Source organism: Bacillus sp. FSL R9-9834, from assembly GCF_038006905.1.
Classification (GTDB): Bacteria; Bacillota; Bacilli; order Bacillales; family Bacillaceae_G; genus Bacillus_A; species Bacillus_A pacificus.
Map to the genome: position 1 here is coordinate 2,304,487 of NZ_JBBOWD010000001.1, position 19,682 is coordinate 2,324,168.

Below are 19,682 nucleotides of genomic sequence, written 5' to 3' on the forward strand. Positions count from 1 at the left end.
CAATTAGGGATTAATTAAGAATTGATGAATAGAAAACGCTGTAATATGAGGATGAGGGGGAGTATACGGATGATTTTTCGTGAAAAGGATGAGAAAGAAAGTATATTAATTCGTCAACATGATCATGGTTTTTTAGCTGGAGAGATTGCAAAGCATATAAAAGAAGATTTTTTTGAAGATGATACATATTTAAAAGAGACAATTGATGCAATATATGAGCATGATAGAGGATGGATAGAACTTGATAAAGTACCAATTTTGAATGATGCTAAAAATATCCCATATACATTTATGGATTGTCCAAGTTCATTACGCTTTGTCTTTTATACGATTGGTTTGAATGAAATTGAAGATTCCAATCCATATGGAGCATTACTTTGTAGTAAGCATTTTTTATCATTTCCATTAAATGAGGAAGATGAAGAGATGATGACATTTTATGCAGGTGAATTGGAACGACAAAAAAGAATATTGACAACGCTAACAAAAGAGCAATTTGTGATGTTCGATAAACATTATAGATTATTAAAGTTTTGCGATGAACTTTCTTTATATGTCTGTATGAATAAACCAGGTGTAGAAAAGAAAGATGAAATTGATTTGTTTAAAGATGGTTTTGAAGGAACAGAAATGTTTAATAGTAAAGAAGAGAAACCTATTCAAGCTGAATGGATAGATGAGGAAACTATTCGGATTACACCGTTTCCATTTCAAACGGAATTTCAGACGTATGTAAAATATAAAACGGTAAATAAATATGAAATGAAAGAAAAAGGGATTGCAAAAGTTGATAGGGAATCAGAAATAAAGAAACAAACTATTCGTTTCATACAATAAGGAGGCGATTTCGATTGAAAGAGTACATGTTAAAACAAGTGGATTACCATGCTTGGGCTAATATACGATTATTCAATCGACTAAAAGAATTACCAAAATATGATACTATTTTTACTGAACAGATGCAGAGTGCATTTCCATCAATCAAGGATACGTTTGCCCATATTTATATTACAGATCAAGTGTGGTTACACATATTGCATGGTAAAAGTATGAATGAAGCAATACAAGGCCGAGAAGAATTACGAAAACAAATGGAAAACAAATCGTTACATGAATTAGAAAAAATGTTTGAAAACATGGCAAATCAATATAAAGACTTTTTAAGTACAATACAAGATGTGAATGCTGTATTTGTTATCGAGAATCCATATGTAGGAAAATTAGAAACTTCAATTTTAGAGTTAGTACAACATGTTGTAAATCATGGTACATATCATAGAGGAAATATAACAGCGATGATCCGTCAACTTGGTCATTCGTCGACAATGATGGATTTTGTTCTGTATTTACATATGGTTAAAAAGCAGGGAGAGTAATATAGTTTATAAGAAGGAGAGGGAGAGGCTTTAGTTGTGGAAGTCTCTCCTTCTATTTTAGTAGATCAACTGATTAAAGTTTTACTTTATTTCTTAAGAAGCTTTATTTTCTTGTAATTGCTTCGCATATTGTACAGCCTTATATGCATTGACTCTACCGTTTTTCCAGTACGTACCTGTACCACTAATTTTATCAGAAGTTGACTCAATAATTTGGCGAATTTGTGTATTGCTATATCCTTGATTTGCTAAAAGAGCAGCGACTCCTGCAACGTGAGGTGTTGCCATAGATGTACCACTTAATGATTGATACGTGCTTCCTTTATAAGTAGAATATATATTTGATCCTGGAGCTGCAACATCTACCCAGCTACCATAAGTAGAGAATGAAGATTTTTTATCTGATTGATCTGTAGAAGCGACTGAAATAACTTCGTTGTAATAAGCAGGGTAATTAGCTTTTGTATTTCCAGCATTTCCAGCAGCTGCAACTATAACAGAGCCTTTATTCCATGCATATTGAACAGCTTGTTGTAATGCAGTACCACCATTTGGAGCACCTAAACTTAAACTAATTACTTTTGCACCTGAATCTGCAGCTTCTCTAATACCTTGGGCAACAGCGTCAAGAGTACCACTTCCTTGACTGTCTAATACACGAACAGCATAAATCGATGCTTGTGGTGCAACACCAGCTATTCCGACGCCATTATTCGTAAGTGCCCCAGTAATTCCTGCACAGTGTGTACCGTGTCCATTGCCATCATCAGAGATATTGTCATTATCAACATAATCATATCCGTAAATAACTTTAGAAGCTAAATCGGGATGTGATCCTTGAACTCCTGTATCAATAATAGCCACTTTTACACCAGAATCGCTTCTTTGACTATCCCAAGCTTGCGGGGCTTGAATTTTTTGTAATCCGTATTGATTATTAAAATAAGGATCGTTCGGAGTCCAAAATGCATGAACGTAATAGTTAGGCTCCGCATATTCTACATCTGGATTATTTTTATAACTTTTTATTTTTTCTTTTACAGTACCTTTTGAAAATTGTACGACTTCAAAACCTAACTTATCATCTTTAGATAAGACATTAGCTCCGACAGATTTATGAAAAGATTGCACATTACTTAAAGATGCATTTTGTTTGAACTTAACGATTAATTGGTTAGGAACGTAATCAGTAGATGATGTTTCAGCACTTGAAGTATTCGTGTTAAAGAAGAAACCACCAATAATAAATGATAAAACAGATAGGAAAACAATGATTTTGTTTTTCAAAAGATTTTTCCTCCCTTTTCTTGGATGAGTTTTTCAGCGACACTTTAATGTCGCATTCCTTTTCAACTATATAGTTAGACCATACGATTTATGACATTTATGTGAAAAACTTTTAGTGAAATAAAAAAGAGAAAGATTTATATAAATATATTTTTAATGATATTTACTGAGTAAGAAAACGAAAAAAGGAATGCTCATTATGTATGAGTCATTCCTTTTTTTAGATTAACTTGCCTGTTTTTTATTATTTTCTTTCAATTTCTCTGCTTGTAAAAAGCGATTCGTTTCAGCAACAACAATACCACTTAACCCAATAAGACCAATTAAGTTTGGAATCGCCATAAGTCCATTTGCAATATCCGCAAATGTCCATACGATGCCTAATTTTAAATTCGCACCAATAGCAATCATGACAATAAAGATTGCTTTATAATATTTAACGGCATTTTCTCCAAATAAATAAGCTACACATTTCTCACCGTAATACGACCAGCCTAAAATAGTAGAGTAGGCGAATAAAATAATGGCGATACCAAGAATCATACTACCAGCAGTACCGAATACAGATTGGAACGCAAGTGTTGTAGCTTCAACCCCAGTTTTACCAGACTTCCATGCGCCTGTAGTAATTAAAACTAGTCCTGTAATTGTACATACAATAAACGTATCTAGAAAAGTACCAGTCATTGAAACTAAAGCTTGCTTTGCAGGGGAATCAGTTTTTGCAGCCGCCGCGGCAATAGGGGCACTCCCTAAACCAGCTTCGTTTGCAAATACGCCGCGCGCCATTCCAATTTGAATAGCTGATGCAACTGTTGCACCGATAAAACCACCAGCAGCTGCAGTACCATTAAACGCACCAGAAAAAATAAGTGAAAATGCTTCAGGAATTTGATCGTAGTGATAGAAAATAATGATAAGACCAGCAATGATATAAAAGAAAGCTTTAATAGGAACAACATATCCTGTTACTTTCCCGATTTTTTTTACACCGCCTAAAATAACGATAGCGATTAAAAATGACATTACTATACCAGTTAAAGCAGGAGGGAAAGAGAAATTAATTCGCATTGCCTCTGCAACTGAATTAGATTGCACCATATTCCCGATACCGAAAGAAGCAGTTGTACCGAATATAGCAAATAAAACTGCAAGCCATTTCTTACCTAAACCACGTTCTAAATAGTACATTGGCCCACCTGAATATTCACCATTTTCATTACTAACACGGTATTTCACCGCAAGAATTGCTTCGGCATATTTTGTTGCCATACCGAATAAAGCAGTAATCCACATCCAAAAGATTGCACCAGGCCCACCAATCGTCACAGCAGTTGCAACACCAGCTATATTTCCCATACCGATCGTTGCCGCCATAGCTGTCATAAGTGCTTGGAAGTGGCTAATATCTCCGGAGGAAGATGTATCTTCTGATTTTTTAAAAGCTAGTTTGTGAGCGTATAATAGTTTACTAAACTGTAAACCTTTTAAACGCACTGTGAGAATGATACCAGTACCAACGAGTAACAACAACGTTGGTAATCCCCACACATAGTGATTGATTTGTTCTAATACTTTACTTACTGTCTCCATCTTTATTCTCCTTTTTTAGAAAAAATAAAAACCACTTCAAGTAAATGAAATGGTCTCTGGAGAAACAAGGGATAGAAAAATAAACCGATACAAATCGGCATTTTCTTTCGCTTGTCTCTGTCCTTTTACCTGAGAGATTATCCGCTATAGTAGCGGATTTGCTCCTTCGGTGCTCGTTTTCCTCTACGCTATATAAAGCGAGAGGGAGTCTCTCCAGAGATTCGTCCCCATGCAGTTCTACTTGTAAACAAGACCTGAGAGTTTCAAAGTCGGTTAACAACTTTTTGCCCCGTCGGTAGATCAATAGACCTTCTCCTGAATGGTTCATCCGAATTATAAAATTAATAACCTATACGCATTGAATGTGTATAAGATCAATAAAAATATTATAGATATACAATTAGTGAAATGCAATCATTTTTTATTTTAAAATAGTAAAGAATTCTATTTTTTCGAAAGTCCTAATTTCTCTTCAACTTCAGTTAAAGTAGATAAAGCAATAACAATATGTTGATCCGCAAGCCCTAAAGCATGTTTCGTATTTTCAATTGTTGCACTGTTTAGAGTAGAGTTAGTGGCTCCATCTATAATTAAATCTGCCGCGTTTTTCATAAATTTAGAAGCAGCCTTAAATTCAGTTGTGAAATAAAGAAGTTGTTCTTGTATTTGTACTTCCGATATATTTTCTTTAATTTTCAAAATGTTTATTTCATTCATAATGTTTTCATATTGTTTGGAAACAGCATTCATTGTAACTAATAGTTTATCTCTGTCTACTGAATCACCGTTCGTGTTAATCTCTTCCCAGGCAGGCAACCAATCCTTTTCGATGATATCATTATAATTAGTAGTCAATTCATTAATTTTAGGCTGTAATTTCGTTTTGAAAGTTTTTGTATCCGCTGTTTCTACAGGGGCTTTTTCGGTGTTATTTTTACCATTCGTAACGTAGAAAATTGTACCGAAAATGATGAGAATAGAAATAACAACTGTCCATTTAGTAAAAAGTAATTTTTGCAATATGTAACGCCTCCAAAATTTAAAAACTTATAATTATAATATATAACAATAATGTTGTTTAAAGTAGAGAAAATAGGTTAGAAATGATTTAAATTATATCTTTTCTATACACGGAGGGTGATTATAAAAATATTATGTGAACTAATTATTGTGAGAAGAAGATAAATTATATGCTAAAGGGGAAATTAAAAATGTTACTAAAAACAATCTATTGTAAAGTAGAAGAAGAGAAAAAAGAGTTATTTTCAATGGCACAAGAAAAATGGCGTGATATACAGCATCTAGATGGATTTCATTGGCAATTTGGTGGATGGAATGAAGATGAGGCGTGTGTATTTACTTTATGGGAAGATAAAAGTGCATATCAATCATTTATGAATGGTGCCCACGATACAATTTATTTAAATAGTAATCAAGAGGATACGTTTCTTTCATGTGAAATTGAATTATTTCAAACTTTGTATGATATAACTGATACGCCTCTGAAAGACGTTGTTACAGAGGGATCATTCGTAAGAGTTGCTATATGTGATATTAAAGTGGAAAAAGAAAAGTATTTTTTACATAAACAAGAAACAATTTGGAATAAAGGGATGGAAAAAGCAAAAGGAATGTTAGCTGGCGTTGTTGGGAAGTCTTTAAAAAATGAAAATCGTTACATAGTGTTAACTTATTGGAAAGATGGAATGGCGCATCAAAATTATGTAGAAGAGATTTTCCCTGAGTTGTATAAACTAGCTAATATTCATGAAGATATAGAAGATATAAGAGGTAAACAAGCTATATGTAAGGAAGAATGGCTTGTATATTAAGCACAGAAAAAGTGCATAAATGAATGTATAATAAAGATAATTTCTTATAAACAAGAAATTAATAGAAGACGTTATATACCCTTTCATGTTAATATATTTAAGTTATAATAGGAGGCTTACCCTTTTGTATTGTACGGTAGAAGCAGTGTGAGCTTGAAATTTTTTAGAAAAGGATGTGCCTAATTTGCGTATCAATAAATTTATTAGTGAAGCTGGAAAAGCGTCTCGACGCGGAGCAGATAAATTAATTAATGAGAGAAGAGTAATTATTAACGGTAAGGTTGCAAAAATTGGTGACCAAGTGAACCCAGGTGATGATGTACGCGTAAATGGAGAGCAACTTCGTATTGCTCGAGATCACGTATATATCGCTTTAAATAAACCAGTAGGTATTACATGTACGAGTGAAAAATCAGTAAAAGGTAATATTATCGATTTAGTGAATCACCCTTTACGAATTAGCCATATTGGACGTCTTGATAAAGACTCAGATGGTTTAATTTTGTTAACGAATGATGGTGATATCGTTAATGAAATTTTACGTGCTGAAAACAAACATGAGAAAGAATATATCGTTTCAGTAGATAAGCCAATTACACCTGATTTCTTAGAAAAAATGGCAGCGGGTGTTAAAATTCTAGGTACAAAAACACTTCCTTGTGAGATCACACAGTTATCAAAATATGAGTTCAAAATTATTTTAACACAAGGGTTGAATCGCCAAATTCGTCGTATGTGTGAAGCTTTAGGTTATCAAGTATACACGTTAAAACGTACGAGAATTATGAATATCGAATTGAATAATTTACCTGTTGGACAGTGGAGAGATTTAACGAAGAAAGAGAAACGACGTCTATTTGCAGACTTAAATTACGAACCACAAGATTGGTAAAATTGAGAAGGAGAAACCAAAAACATTTTTTGGTTTCTTTTTTTATTAAATAAAAAATCTTTTCCAAACACTTGCAAAAATAAAATGAATAAGATATAGTAAATAACAATTAATGGATGTATTTAAAAAAAGCAAAGAAAAGGACACGAGTTATTTTCCCCGGTTATACAGAGAAGGAAGGAAAGCTGAGAACTTCCTAACGCAGAAAAATAACTTACCACCTTAGAGCTGCACTGGGGAAACGAAGTATCTAGTGCCGTGTAAGCGACGTTATCGCAAAAGAAGCCATTATGTTTTTTGTAATGGGAATCTGGGTGGAACCACGAATATAAGCATATTCGTCCCTAATTTTTAGGGATGAATATGCTTTTTTGCATTCAATTTCATAATAAGCGAAGAAAAGGACACGAGTTATTTTCCCCGGTTATACAGAGAAGGAAGGAAAGCTGAGAACTTCCTAACGCAGAAAAATAACTTACCACCTTAGAGCTGCACTGGGGAAATGAAGTATCTAGTGCCGTGTAAACGACGTTACCGTAAATGAAGCCATTATGTTTTTTATGATGGGAATCTGGGTGGAACCACGGGTATAAGCACGCTCGTCCCTATTTTAGGGATGAGTGTGCTTTTTATTATGAAATGGAGAGATGAAAAATGAAAGAACAAATGATTGAAATTAAATTTCCAGATGGTAGTGTGAAAGAATTTGTAAAAGGAATTACTTTAGAAGAAATTGCGGGATCCATTAGCAATAGTTTAAAAAAGAAAGCAGTTGCGGGGAAAGTAAATGATGGGTTATATGATTTACGCCGAAATATTGAAGAAAATGCGGAAGTAGAAATCATTACTATAGATTCAGATGAAGGTGTAGAAATTGCAAGACACTCCGCGGCACATATTTTAGCGCAAGCTGTAAAAAGATTGTATGGTGATATAAATCTTGGAGTAGGGCCTGTTATTGAAAATGGATTTTATTATGATATGGATCTTCCAAGTAGTGTAAACATAGAAGATTTACGGAAAATCGAAAAAGAAATGAAAAAAATCATAAATGAAAATATAAAGATAGAACGAGTTGAGGTTTCTCGAGAAGAAGCAGCTAAACTGTTTCAAGAAATGAACGACCGTTTGAAATTAGAACTTTTAGAAGCAATTCCTAGTGGGGAAAGTGTAACACTATATAAACAAGGTGAATTTGTAGATTTATGTAGAGGACCACATTTACCATCTACAGGTTATTTGAAAGCATTTCAATTAACTCACGTTTCCGGTGCATATTGGCGAGGTGATAGTAATAACCAAGTGCTTCAGCGCATATATGGTGTTGCGTTCGCTTCTCAAAAAGAATTAGAAGAGTATTTACATTTCGTTGAAGAAGCAGCAAAAAGAAATCATCGTAAATTAGGTAGTGAGCTTGAGTTATTTATGTTTTCTGAAGAGGCTCCGGGAATGCCGTTTTATTTACCGAAAGGTCAAATTATCCGAAATGAGTTAGAAGCATTTTTAAGAGAAATTCAAAAAGAGTATAAGTATCAAGAAGTACGTACTCCGTTTATGATGAACCAAGAGTTGTGGGAGAAATCAGGACACTGGGGACATTACAAGAACAACATGTATTTCTCAGAAGTAGATAATAAGAGCTTTGCATTAAAGCCAATGAACTGTCCTGGTCATATGTTAATGTTCAAAAATAAATTACACTCTTATCGCGAATTGCCAATCCGTATGTGTGAGTTCGGTCAAGTGCATCGACATGAATTTAGCGGTGCATTAAATGGACTATTAAGAGTTCGTACTTTTTGCCAAGATGATGCTCATTTATTTGTAACTCCAGAACAAATTGAAGATGAAATTAAATCCGTAATGGCGCAAATTGATTACGTATATAAAACTTTTGGATTCCAGTATGAAGTAGAGCTTTCTACACGTCCAGAAGATTCAATGGGCGATGATAAGTTGTGGGAACAAGCAGAATCGGCGTTAGCAAATGTATTACATTCATTGAATTATAAATATAGACTAAATGAAGGTGACGGTGCATTTTACGGACCAAAAATTGACTTCCATATTAAAGATGCTTTAAATAGAAGTCACCAGTGCGGAACAATCCAGCTTGATTTCCAAATGCCAGAGAAATTTGATTTAAATTATATAGATGAGAAGAATGAAAAGAAAAGACCAGTTGTCATTCATAGGGCAGTATTAGGATCTTTAGATCGTTTCTTAGCAATATTAATTGAGCACTTTGGAGGTGCATTCCCGGCATGGGTGGCGCCAGTTCAAGTGAAGGTCATTCCAGTTTCGAATGCAGTCCATGTACAATACGCAGATGAGGTTGCGGATAAATTAGCACAAGCTGGTGTTCGTGTCGAACGAGATGTACGAGATGAAAAATTAGGATATAAAATTAGAGAAGCACAAATGCAAAAAATTCCTTATGTACTTGTTATTGGGGATAAGGAACTGGAGAACGGAGCTGTGAATGTACGTAAATATGGAGGAGAGAAGTCAGAAGTTGTTGCGCTAGATGTATTTGTCTCAAGTATTGAAGAGGAAATAAAGAATAGAGGATATTGAGTGTAAAGAAAACACACCATTAAAAATTGGTGTGTTTTCTTGTTTACCTTACAAAAATGTAAGGTAAATGTAAGCGAAATCGAAGGAACGAGTTGTAGAAAGATGAGAATATGAAGTAGGAAATAGGTTCATGTTATCTGTATAACCTTTTTAGTTAGAATAATTAAAAAATATTAAGAATTTACATGAGAAAAAGATAAGAAATGTGTGAGAAATTAAATTTATACAAAAGGGATGGAGTGAAAGAGATGTCAACAAATGTAGTTACTGTAGAAAGTGTAGAAAAAACGTATGGGAAAAGAAATGAGAATCAGTCAAAAGCATTAAGGGGTGTGTCATTAAATATTAAAGAAGGGGAATTTGTCGGGATTATGGGTCCTTCTGGATCTGGAAAAACAACTTTATTGAATGTGATTAGTACATTGGATCAAGCGACAGGTGGTAGTGTGACAATAGCTGGTACAAATATTACTTCTATGAAGGGGAATGCATTATCAGATTTTCGATCTCAAAAATTAGGGTTCATCTTTCAAGATTTTAACTTACTAGAAAACTTATCAATTTATGAAAATATTGCTTTACCACTTTCTCTGCAAGGTGTACCTTCAAGTGAGATTACTGGAAAGGTAAATGAGGTGGCGAAGAAATTAGGGATTACTGAAATTTTAACAAAATATCCAACTGCTGTTTCTGGTGGACAAAAGCAAAGAACAGCGGCAGCACGAGCTTTAGTACATAATCCAGCAATCGTATTAGCAGATGAACCGACAGGAGCGCTTGATAGTAAAAATGCAAAAAGCTTATTAGAAGCGATGCAAGATTTACATGAAAATCACAATGTAAGTATTTTGATGGTTACACACGATGCATTTAGTGCAAGTTATTGTGAGCGTATATTATTTATTCAAGATGGTCTTCTATATAAAGAGTTAAAGCGCCAAGGAATGCGAGAAGATTTCTATCAAGATATATTAGGTGTGCTTGCTCATATGGGCTCAGCTGCAGAGTCTAAGTAGGGGGTGAGACTATGTTATTCAAATTATCACGTCATAGTATGAAAAAAATGTTAAAAGATTATATGGTTTTACTTATCGGTCTCGTTATTAGCATTAGTATTTTCTACATGTTCCAAACGATGGCGATGAATAGTGAATTTACGAAAGATAATAGTCTCATTAGTAGTATTAGACTCGTATTTTGGGTAGGTGCCATACTATTATCTTTCATTACTGTATTTTATATTATATATGCCAATTCTTTCTTACTCACATTAAGAAGAAAAGAACTCGGTATGTACATGATGCTCGGAGCGAAAAAGAAAAAAGTAGCACAGTTATTATTTATTGAAACATTCGGTATGGGTATTGTTAGTATTATTATAGGAATTTTAGTAGGGATGTTACTTGCAAGTGTAGCAGGAAATTTTTTAATGAATGGTATGGAAATTTCAGCAAAAGGTAGTTATTCATCTGTATATACACCAGCAATCTTAGTTACAGCTATTTTCTTCGTAATACTATTTTTTATTACTGGTTTAATGAATAGTATCCGTTTATTACGAAAAACAGAACTAGAATTAATACGTGAAGATGAAACACTAGATGAAGTGAAGAAAAGTAAAACTCGCATTATTATAATGACTGTACTTGGTGTATTACTAGTAAGTACAGGATACTATTTTATGATAAATATAAAAACGTTTGCTGAACTCGGTTTTATAATAGCAACAATCGTTACAACACTTGGAACATATTTTATCTTTAGTTCATTGCTCCCATTTTTTGTGATGAAAATTAAAGGGAATAAAAAACGAAATGAAACGGGCTTAAATAGTTTTACATATGCACAGCTACGTTTCCGAGTGAATAGCTTATCGAGAGTACTAGGTACTGTAGCAATGTTAATTGCATTGGGCGCAGGTGCGATGACTGCAGGTATGGCATTCCAAAAAAATGTAGGTATTATGACAGACTTCTCACGTGTATATGATGTCGTAATTCATGATCCAAATGAACAAGATACAGCTGCATTAAAAGAAATGGAAATTGTTGAAGAAAGCCAGTACAAGTATAAAGTTGATGGAGAAGCGGTTTATTACTTACGTAACGATTTAACTGCGAAACCACCACTTGTTTCAGACCACTTTGATACAAAAACTTTAAAAGAGCCTGTTCGTAAACGTGTGACTGAACCTTTAACTGAACCAGTATATTCTGCTTTAGAGTCTCCTGAATTAGCAAAATTTCCTCGTATGCCGAGAGATTGGGAAGATGCAATTGTAAGAGAAATACAAATTACACATAATCAATTTAACGGAAAACCTGTAAGAATTGCAGATGAAGCACATTATAAAGGAATTCAAGGAACAGAACACACTGTAACATTAGCAAAAGTAGACGATATGAAAAAATATAAACCGTTGTTGATTGATATAGATAAGAGACAAAAAGAACAAATTGAAAAAGCAACAGGTGTAAAAGTAGACTTATTTACGAAAATGACAATTTATCAATTTATGAACAGCTTCATGAGCGGAACAATGTTTATGGGATTTTTCCTCGGAATTGCATTTTTAGCAATGATGGCAAGTTCCCTTATGTTCAAAATATTAACAGGTGCTTCTCGTGACGTACGACGTTATGAAATGTTACGAAAAATTGGTGTGAGACGTAGTATGTTAACAAAAAGTATATATAAAGAAATTTCATATTTATTTATCTTCCCAGCAATCATTGGTATTTCCCACGTGTTAGTAGGGCTTAACTTATTTAGTTTTATATTAGTTGACCCGTTTGTAAAAGTGTGGGTGCCAATTGGGATTTTCTTAGTCATTTATTTCATCTATTACTGGATAACTGTTCAACTTTATAAAGGTATGGTAATGCCGAAAGAAGAGGTAGCTAAGTAGTTTATGAAAAGAGTCCTTGTTTGAAAACAAGGGCTTTTTTTCTATATTTGTAATACCAGTGATCAAGTTTTTCTACGATTAATGTATTGAAAATTAAGAAAATATTAAGGGTTTATATAGCGGAATGTTAAGAAGTGTATAGGATATTAATAATGTAGTTTTATAGAATTAAATTGTTATTTTTACAAATTTATAAGAAAGGATGCGTCTTATGAAGAAGATAAAAAAATTAATAACATTTATTGGAGTCATAACTACACTAACACTAATGGTAGCGCTAGTATTTCCTACATGGACCTCGCAAATAAATAGGGAAAATAGTATAAGTACATTAGAGCAAGTAGAGATAAATGGAAGTGGTCATGAAATTATGATACGCGGCAAAGATAAGAACAATCCGGTAATTATTTTTGTACATGGTGGACCAGGTACTTCAGAAATACCATATGCTCAAAAGTATCAAAAATTATTGGAAGAGAAATTCACCGTAGTTAATTATGATCAAAGAGGAAGCGGGAAATCGTATCATTTCTTTGAGGACTATTCAAATCTTACATCAGATCTTCTTGTAGAGGATTTATTAGCTATGACAGAATATATTTCAAAACGTATGGGAAAAGAAAAGGTAATATTAATTGGTCATTCTTACGGTACATATATCGGAATGCAAGCTGCTAATAAAGCACCTGAAAAATACGAAGCGTATGTTGGGATAGGGCAGATGAGTGATACAGTAGAAAGTGAAATGGATAGTTTAAACTATGTAATTGAACAGGCACAAAATGCTGGGAATACAGATGAAGTTTCCTATTTTAATGGATTGACTGAAAAAATTAAAAATGGCGATACATACACTCCGCGAAATTATGTTGCGAAATATGGTGGAACATCAAGACTCATTGAAAACCCAGATGGTGATAACATCGGAATGTTACTCAGTAATGAATATAACTTGTTTGACGTAATTCGTTATAACGTTGGATTATCAAAATCTCAAACAATCTTATTAGAAAAGGATTTAAAGAATCCATTGCCTACTAAGGTGACGAAACTGAAGCTACCGTTTTATTTCCTTATGGGGAAATATGACTATAACACTTCATCTCATGCAGCAAAAACATATTTTAATACAATTGAAGCAGAGAAAAAAGAATTTATTACTTTTGAAAAATCCGCGCATTATCCGCAATTTGAAGAGAAGGAAAAGTTTTATGAGTGGATGTCCGATACATTTGTAAAATAAATAAAGTGTATCCGAACTATAGAGAATTAAAAAAAGCGAAGTTAAATAAAAAAGACTCTTCTATAAAAAAACAAGAGTCTTTTTATAATGTTCTCTATATAGAAGGAAAAGATTGGATAATAGTCGAAAAATATAATATAACTTCTGAGAAATGACTAAAATAATACTATTTTGTCGAGAGAAAGGATACGAAGTATGAAAGAAATGTTACAGTTATTTCGCAACAAAGTGTATGCGCGTTTTTTTCTAGCGAATATTTTAGAGCGACTCGGTTCTATGATTGCTGGAGTTTCTTTAATGTTTTATTTGCTAGATCAATATGGAAAACAACCAGTTTACGCAACGATGACACAAATTATGATGGCATTACCTGCATTAATCTTTTTTCTATTAGTAGGGACAGTAGTGGATCGTTTTGATAGACAGCGTATTTGTACGGTAAGTAACATATGCTGTTCGTTCTGTAATATTGGAATTCTAATTTCGCTTTATTACGGGATGATTATACTTGTCTTCATATTTTTATTTTTGGAAAATGCATGTATACAATTTTTCTCTCCATCAGAACAGTCGATGATACAGGGTGTAGTTGAATCAGACCAATACGGTGCAGCAGCAGGTGTGAATCAAATGGTAAATAGTTTGTATGCTTTGTTTGGTGTAGGAATTGCAACGATGGTGTACTGGACTTTTGGAATTTACGGGAGCATTTTAGTAAATACGCTCACTTTTATTATGAGTGGTATTTTAATTCAAACGATCTCCATTCCAGAAAAAGTTCGTTTACCAAATGGGAGAACAAAATGGAAAGAAGTTAATTTGAAGATGTTAATAACAGAGTTTCAAGGAGGGATCAAGTATATATATCGAAATGAAACTTTAAAAAAATTACTTTTAGGATTTATCGTGTTTGGACTATTAAATGGTATTTTAAGCGTATCTACTACTTACATATTAAAATACAAATTGGCACCAGCAACTTATGAAAGTTTAGCGATGGTGGGCGGTGCAGTTGGAGGGATTTCATTACTAATTGGAAGTATAGTAGCAACAAGTGTAGGTAAGAAATATGCACCCAAACCTATTATTGTATTTGGTATGGCGGGCTCAGGGGTCTTTTTCGGTATGTGTTACTTTGTAAACCACGTATGGTCTTTTTACGTATGTATCGCTTTTGCGACATTCTTTTTACCGTTTATTAATGTTGCAATCATGGGCTGGATGTATGAAATTGTAGAAGAGTCATTCATGGGGCGTGTACAAAGCTTACTTAGTCCATTAACGACAGGATTCCAGCTTTTATCTCTCGGTGCGATAGCAATGTTATTCCCAAAATGGATTCGTGCAGATACATTGTATATTATTTTATTTGGTTTATTATTATTTGTTACATGTTTATATCAAGCTATTCTACCTAGTGGGCAAAAGCGAGTACATGCTGTAGCTGAAGAGATGTGATATATTTAGTTTTTGTTTCTGAATATTCTATCGAACGGTAAGGGGAAATCGTTATGTTGATGAGAATGGTTAAGTGGTGTGGGATTACTTGTTTACAACTAGTAGCTGCAATTTTATGTATAATCTGCCTAGGAGCGCTACCGCGTTTATTTAAGGGATTACAAATTGATTTAATCGGTTTTTGGAACACGATTGTATTTCTTGGAGGGAAGTTATTTCAACCGGGTGAAATTACATATGGATTTCGGGATTCAAGAAAATTATTTCCGCAAATATGGATTCATTATATTGAAACGATGATTGTATTTCTATCAGCTTTTTTACTATCTTTGCTTATAGCGTATATACTTGTTGTTTGGGTATTACAGCGTTCTCATATGAAACAGAAAATGTGGAACGGGATTTTTCTTACGCTTGAGAGTATACCAGATATATTACTTATTTTATTATCGCAACTTCTTGTCGTAATTATGTTTCAAAAAACAGGATTTATGCCGATCAAACTGGCTGGATTAGGGGAAGAAAGGATACGTTTGTTACCAATTATATGTCTTACAATACCAACAACATTATTGTTTATTAAACTGTTGTTATTACGGTTTAAAGAAGAATTAGAGAAAGATTATAGTTTGTTTGCTAAGAGTAAAGGGCTAAGCTTACGGTATATTTTGACACATCATATTTCAAGAAATGTTTTATTAACGACAATTTATTACGCGAAAACAAATATTTTATTTATGCTTTCCAATTTATATATTATCGAATGGATTTTCAATACATATGGTATGTTTGTTTTTGTAAAAGAAAATTCGAAATTAGAAATATTTACGGTGAGTCTAGTAATATTATACGTACCGCTTTTTATACTATTTCGTTTATTACATACGTTCTTACAAAATGTTATAAAGGAGCGTGTGTAATATGTGGCAAGTTGTAAAAAGAGATGTGAGATTTTGGATAGGTACTACTTTTTTGAGTGTGCTAATGATTGTTAGTATTGGATATACGTTGTTTTTTGATGGGAATATTCGCGAACTTACGATGATGTATAACGAAAAAGGAGAATTAGAAGCAGCTCCATTTGCACCATCAAGTAAATTTTGGTTTGGAAGTGATGTGAAAGGACGTGACCTTGTTCAATTAATAATAGAAGGCGCGAAATGGACAGTTGGTGCAAGTATAATTATAGCAACTTTACGGGTTATAGTTGGAGGGGGGATTGGTTTACTTCTTGGTATGTATGGTAAACGTTCTTTCCCAGTTATTTCATCCTTTTTTGATCCTTTTAGTATTGTACCAATGGTTATGATTTCTTATTTTATGTTAAATGAAGTTTTAACGTTTGATAGTGGAGCAGAAGTTGTGCCGTTGTATTTGCGGGTAGCATTTCAAATTATAGTTCTTGTATGTCTTGCTGTACCAACAGTGATGTTGTATGTAGCGCAAGAAGTAAAACGTATTAAGAAAGAAGAATTTATGTTGGCAGCTACTGTGCTCGGCGGGAGTAAGTGGCAGAGGTTGAAGCGCCATATATGGCCGCATATGTTACCATCATTTCTTTTATTAGTAGCTCAACAATTTGTAAGTGTACTATTACTTCTTTTACATCTTGGATTACTTAAGTTGTTTTTTGGTGGAACGATATTATTTGGATTAGATGCAGATAGTGTAACAAAGGAATGGACAGGTCTAATTGGTCAAAATTTCCGTCACTTAACTACTCATACATGGATTGTACTTATACCGATTGCTTTTTACAGTATGACAATTCTCGCAGGAAATCTAGTTAGTAATAGTATGCAAGATGCGATTAAACTAGGAAATGTAAGAATGCCTAGGAGTAAGGATAAAGAAGTAAAGGAAGAGAAACAAGTACAATCTACTGTGAATGATTTTTCTTTCTATAGAGATATACAAAAATAAAAAAGATAGCTGAAGACAAATCGTTTTCAGCTATCTTTTTTGTTTATAGTGGAGGTAAATCAATCTTACCTTCTTCAAATAATTCTTTTATCATATGCTTCGTATAACCAGCTGCTTGACCAAATGTGATTTTTGCTGGCATTGGTGCTTCATTAGCATCTACAACTACATCGATAATACATGGTCTACTTTGTTTTACTGCACTTTCGAAAGCAGGAAGTAGTTCATCTAAATTTTCAACGCGGTATCCAATACCTCCGCACGCCTCCGCGTATTTTGCAAAATCAGGGTTTGTTAAGTCTGTACCAAATTCGATATTCCCCATAACTTCTTGTTCGAATTTGATCATGGCGATTTTATTATTGTTTAAAACGACGACAACGATTGGTAGTTTATATTTAACAGCTGTTACGAAATCGTTCATTGTCATTCCAAAACCACCGTCTCCACAAACCGCAAATACTTGTTTATCCGGGAAAGCAATTTTTCCAGCGAGTGCACCAGGTAAACCGCAGCCAAGAGTTGCAAGCCAGCTAGAAATGATAAATTGTTGATTTGTCATACGGAAGTGCCTTGCTGTCCATACTGTTACATTTCCGACATCGACTGATAATATTGCGTCATCTTGAGCTACGTGTTGCAGTGCATGCATAACGCGTTGTGGCTTAATAGGAGTAGAAGAATCGTCTTCTTGATTGTGTAATTTTTCTTCCCACTTTTTCATCATTTCTTGATGATGCTCTAAGAAGGAATGGTCCTCATGTTTTTCTACATTTTCAAGTAACCATTTTAATGTTTTATCAGCATCACCAGCTAAGCCGATATCTGTTACATACCGTTTTCCGATTTGGGCCGGATCGGTATCGATATGGAGTGTTTTTGCTTTTTCAGGTAAGAAACCAGTGAACGGATAGGAAGTACCAACCATAATTAAAGTATCTGCATGTTTCATTGCTTCATAAGAAGGTTTCGTGCCAATTAATCCTAATCCACCAATACAAAGAGGGTGTTCATCAGGAATAATTCCTTTAGCTGGCAATGTAAGTACGATTGGAGCACCAATATGTTCTGCCAATGCAAGTAAAGATTCTCTCGCATGTTTCGTACCTTTTCCAGCTAAAATCACAGGCTTTTTCGCTTCATTTATTGCGAGTTTCGCTGCATCTAAATCTTCTTTTTGCGGAAATAATTCAGGTAAAGTAAAAGAAGTGTTTGTAACACGAGCACCATTTTTTACTTCAAATTTTGGAACATCATCTGGAATCGTAAGAACAGATACACCTTTTTTCGTATAAGCCATTCGAATTGCTTGATTCACGACAGCTGGTAGTTGTTCTGCTGACATAATGCGCTGATTATAAACCGCGACATCATCGAACATTCTTTCCAAGTTTACTTCTTGGAAAAAATCCGTTCCGAGTAAATCAGTTTCTACTTGACCTGAAATTGCTAGCACAGGAGCCTTATCGAGTTTCGCATCATATAAACCATTTAATAAATGAATAGCTCCAGGTCCTGCAATTGCCATACAAACACCAAGTTTCCCTGTTAATTTCGCATAAGCAGCAGCTGCTAATGCGCCAGCCTCTTCGTGGCGAACTTGAATAAATTTGATTTTATCTTGTTTTTTTCTTAAAGCTTCAATAATAGAGTTGATAGAATCTCCAGGCATTCCGTATATGTGTTCTACTCCCCAGTCAATTAACAAATCAACTAGTGCTTCACCGGCCGTTTTCCCAAACATAATTGTTCCTCCTTATAGTAGGTAGATAACATTATGTTTTGGAGAAACAGGAAAAATATACAAATGATTATATTTTTAACTTTAATGATGGCCAGTAAATAGTGTAAATACTGTTATTAATAAAAATCCACTAGTTGCCCACATTAAAAATGTAAGGAAAGAAAGCTGTTTCTTTGCCTTCCAAAGCATTTCATGAATTGTAACATAGCCAAGGGAACCGATAGCACTCCCCATAATGAGTCCTTGTAAATGAAGCGCTTTTCCTTCCATTAAAATACCAAAAACCGTACCGGTACCGAGAATAAGAGAAAGTAATAAAGTTGTTAATAAAAATGAAATATATTTATGTTTTGTAAAGAGAAAGGGGATGATTAATGCTAAGCCTTCAGGAATATGGTGAACGACGATTGCTATTAAAAAAGGTATGGCAGAGTCAGCATGATTAATAAAAGCTGTACCTAGTGCAAATCCACTCGGTATATTATGAATAAATATAGCGAAAGAGAGAAAAAGGAAGGTTTGCCATGCCTGTTGATTTTTTTTATGTATCATTGGATGGTGACAATAGTTGTCTAATAAGCTCATAATTAAAATACCGATAGCTATACCAAGTATAGGTCCAATCATTTCATAGCTTGAAAATGTTTCAGGAATAATTTCAAGGGATAAAAGCCCAAGTAAAATTCCGCCACATAATGCATATAAACGATGCATTTTTTCTTCAATTAGCTGGCGCGTAGCAATGCCAACAGCACCGCCTAATAATAAGCCACCGAATGAAAAAAATGTAACTATCATAGGAATCCATAATCGTTCCATCGTATCACACTCCGATTCTTCCACCTTATT

Annotated in this window: 16 protein-coding genes, 1 riboswitch and 2 other annotated features; of the genes, 11 read left to right on the top strand and 5 right to left on the bottom strand. The window is 34.0% G+C overall.

Translation table 11 applies throughout. The features are described from left to right. Positions 1–69 precede the first annotated feature (69 nt). Together MKY00_RS11920 and MKY00_RS11925 are read left to right on the top strand one after the other, a co-directional pair. Complete coding sequence (locus MKY00_RS11920) at positions 70–837, top strand: DUF3891 family protein (protein WP_016717441.1); 768 nt, start codon at positions 70–72, stop codon at positions 835–837. 14 nt (positions 838–851) lie between these two features. Continuing rightward, a complete protein-coding gene (locus MKY00_RS11925; RefSeq protein ID WP_016717442.1) occupies positions 852–1,376 on the top strand; it encodes a DinB family protein in 525 nt (174 codons plus the stop codon). Positions 1,377–1,469: 93 nt separating this feature from the next. On the opposite strand, the gene MKY00_RS11930 is transcribed toward MKY00_RS11925, so the two are convergent. The 3 genes from MKY00_RS11930 to MKY00_RS11940 all read right to left on the bottom strand — a co-directional run bounded on the left by MKY00_RS11930 (position 1,470) and on the right by MKY00_RS11940 (position 5,276). Then, a complete protein-coding gene (locus tag MKY00_RS11930; protein ID WP_016717443.1) occupies positions 1,470–2,663 on the bottom strand; it encodes a S8 family peptidase in 1,194 nt (397 codons plus the stop codon). A 225-nt stretch (positions 2,664–2,888) separates the two neighbouring features. Continuing rightward, positions 2,889–4,256, bottom strand: a complete 1,368-nt coding sequence (locus MKY00_RS11935) for an alanine/glycine:cation symporter family protein (protein ID WP_016717444.1) — start codon at positions 4,254–4,256, stop codon at positions 2,889–2,891. Between the two features lie 107 nt (positions 4,257–4,363). Continuing rightward, positions 4,364–4,483: riboswitch (glycine riboswitch) on the bottom strand. Between the two features lie 217 nt (positions 4,484–4,700). After that, on the bottom strand, positions 4,701–5,276 hold the full coding sequence (locus MKY00_RS11940) for a hypothetical protein (RefSeq protein ID WP_016717445.1): 576 nt from the start codon (positions 5,274–5,276) through the stop codon (positions 4,701–4,703). A 191-nt stretch (positions 5,277–5,467) separates the two neighbouring features. Here MKY00_RS11940 and MKY00_RS11945 point away from each other — a divergent pair, with 191 nt between their 5' ends. The 9 genes from MKY00_RS11945 to MKY00_RS11985 all read left to right on the top strand — a co-directional run bounded on the left by MKY00_RS11945 (position 5,468) and on the right by MKY00_RS11985 (position 17,089). Further along, on the top strand, positions 5,468–6,088 hold the full coding sequence (locus MKY00_RS11945) for a YdbC family protein (protein ID WP_016717446.1): 621 nt from the start codon (positions 5,468–5,470) through the stop codon (positions 6,086–6,088). A gap of 184 nt (positions 6,089–6,272) precedes the next feature. Continuing rightward, positions 6,273–6,980, top strand: a complete 708-nt coding sequence (gene rluF, locus MKY00_RS11950; RefSeq protein WP_001222167.1) for a 23S rRNA pseudouridine(2604) synthase RluF — start codon at positions 6,273–6,275, stop codon at positions 6,978–6,980. A 125-nt stretch (positions 6,981–7,105) separates the two neighbouring features. Continuing rightward, positions 7,106–7,329: a binding site (T-box leader), on the top strand. Positions 7,330–7,366: 37 nt separating this feature from the next. Next, positions 7,367–7,590, top strand: a binding site (T-box leader). Positions 7,591–7,634: 44 nt separating this feature from the next. Beyond that, a complete protein-coding gene (gene thrS / locus MKY00_RS11955; RefSeq protein WP_016717447.1) occupies positions 7,635–9,557 on the top strand; it encodes a threonine--tRNA ligase in 1,923 nt (640 codons plus the stop codon). 248 nt (positions 9,558–9,805) lie between these two features. Next, complete coding sequence (locus MKY00_RS11960) at positions 9,806–10,573, top strand: ABC transporter ATP-binding protein (RefSeq protein ID WP_016717448.1); 768 nt, start codon at positions 9,806–9,808, stop codon at positions 10,571–10,573. Between the two features lie 11 nt (positions 10,574–10,584). Beyond that, a complete protein-coding gene (locus MKY00_RS11965; protein WP_016717449.1) occupies positions 10,585–12,465 on the top strand; it encodes an FtsX-like permease family protein in 1,881 nt (626 codons plus the stop codon). 211 nt (positions 12,466–12,676) lie between these two features. Further along, positions 12,677–13,708 carry an alpha/beta hydrolase gene (locus tag MKY00_RS11970; protein ID WP_016717450.1) on the top strand — a complete coding sequence of 344 codons (1,032 nt, stop codon included), beginning with the start codon at positions 12,677–12,679 and terminating at the stop codon, positions 13,706–13,708. 195 nt (positions 13,709–13,903) lie between these two features. Then, on the top strand, positions 13,904–15,166 hold the full coding sequence (locus MKY00_RS11975) for an MFS transporter (RefSeq protein WP_016717451.1): 1,263 nt from the start codon (positions 13,904–13,906) through the stop codon (positions 15,164–15,166). Positions 15,167–15,219: 53 nt separating this feature from the next. Continuing rightward, positions 15,220–16,086: an ABC transporter permease subunit gene (locus MKY00_RS11980; protein ID WP_016717452.1), complete on the top strand. Its 867-nt coding sequence runs from the start codon at positions 15,220–15,222 to the stop codon at positions 16,084–16,086. 1 nt (position 16,087) lies between these two features. After that, a complete protein-coding gene (locus MKY00_RS11985) occupies positions 16,088–17,089 on the top strand; it encodes an ABC transporter permease subunit (RefSeq protein ID WP_016717453.1) in 1,002 nt (333 codons plus the stop codon). A 43-nt stretch (positions 17,090–17,132) separates the two neighbouring features. Here MKY00_RS11985 and MKY00_RS11990 read toward each other — a convergent pair whose 3' ends face one another. Both MKY00_RS11990 and MKY00_RS11995 read right to left on the bottom strand, forming a co-directional pair. Then, positions 17,133–18,833, bottom strand: coding sequence for a pyruvate oxidase (locus tag MKY00_RS11990; protein WP_000467237.1), 1,701 nt, complete (start codon positions 18,831–18,833; stop codon positions 17,133–17,135). 81 nt (positions 18,834–18,914) lie between these two features. Continuing rightward, positions 18,915–19,652, bottom strand: a complete 738-nt coding sequence (locus tag MKY00_RS11995; RefSeq protein WP_016717454.1) for a ZIP family metal transporter — start codon at positions 19,650–19,652, stop codon at positions 18,915–18,917. Between the last annotated feature and the right edge of the window lie 30 nt (positions 19,653–19,682).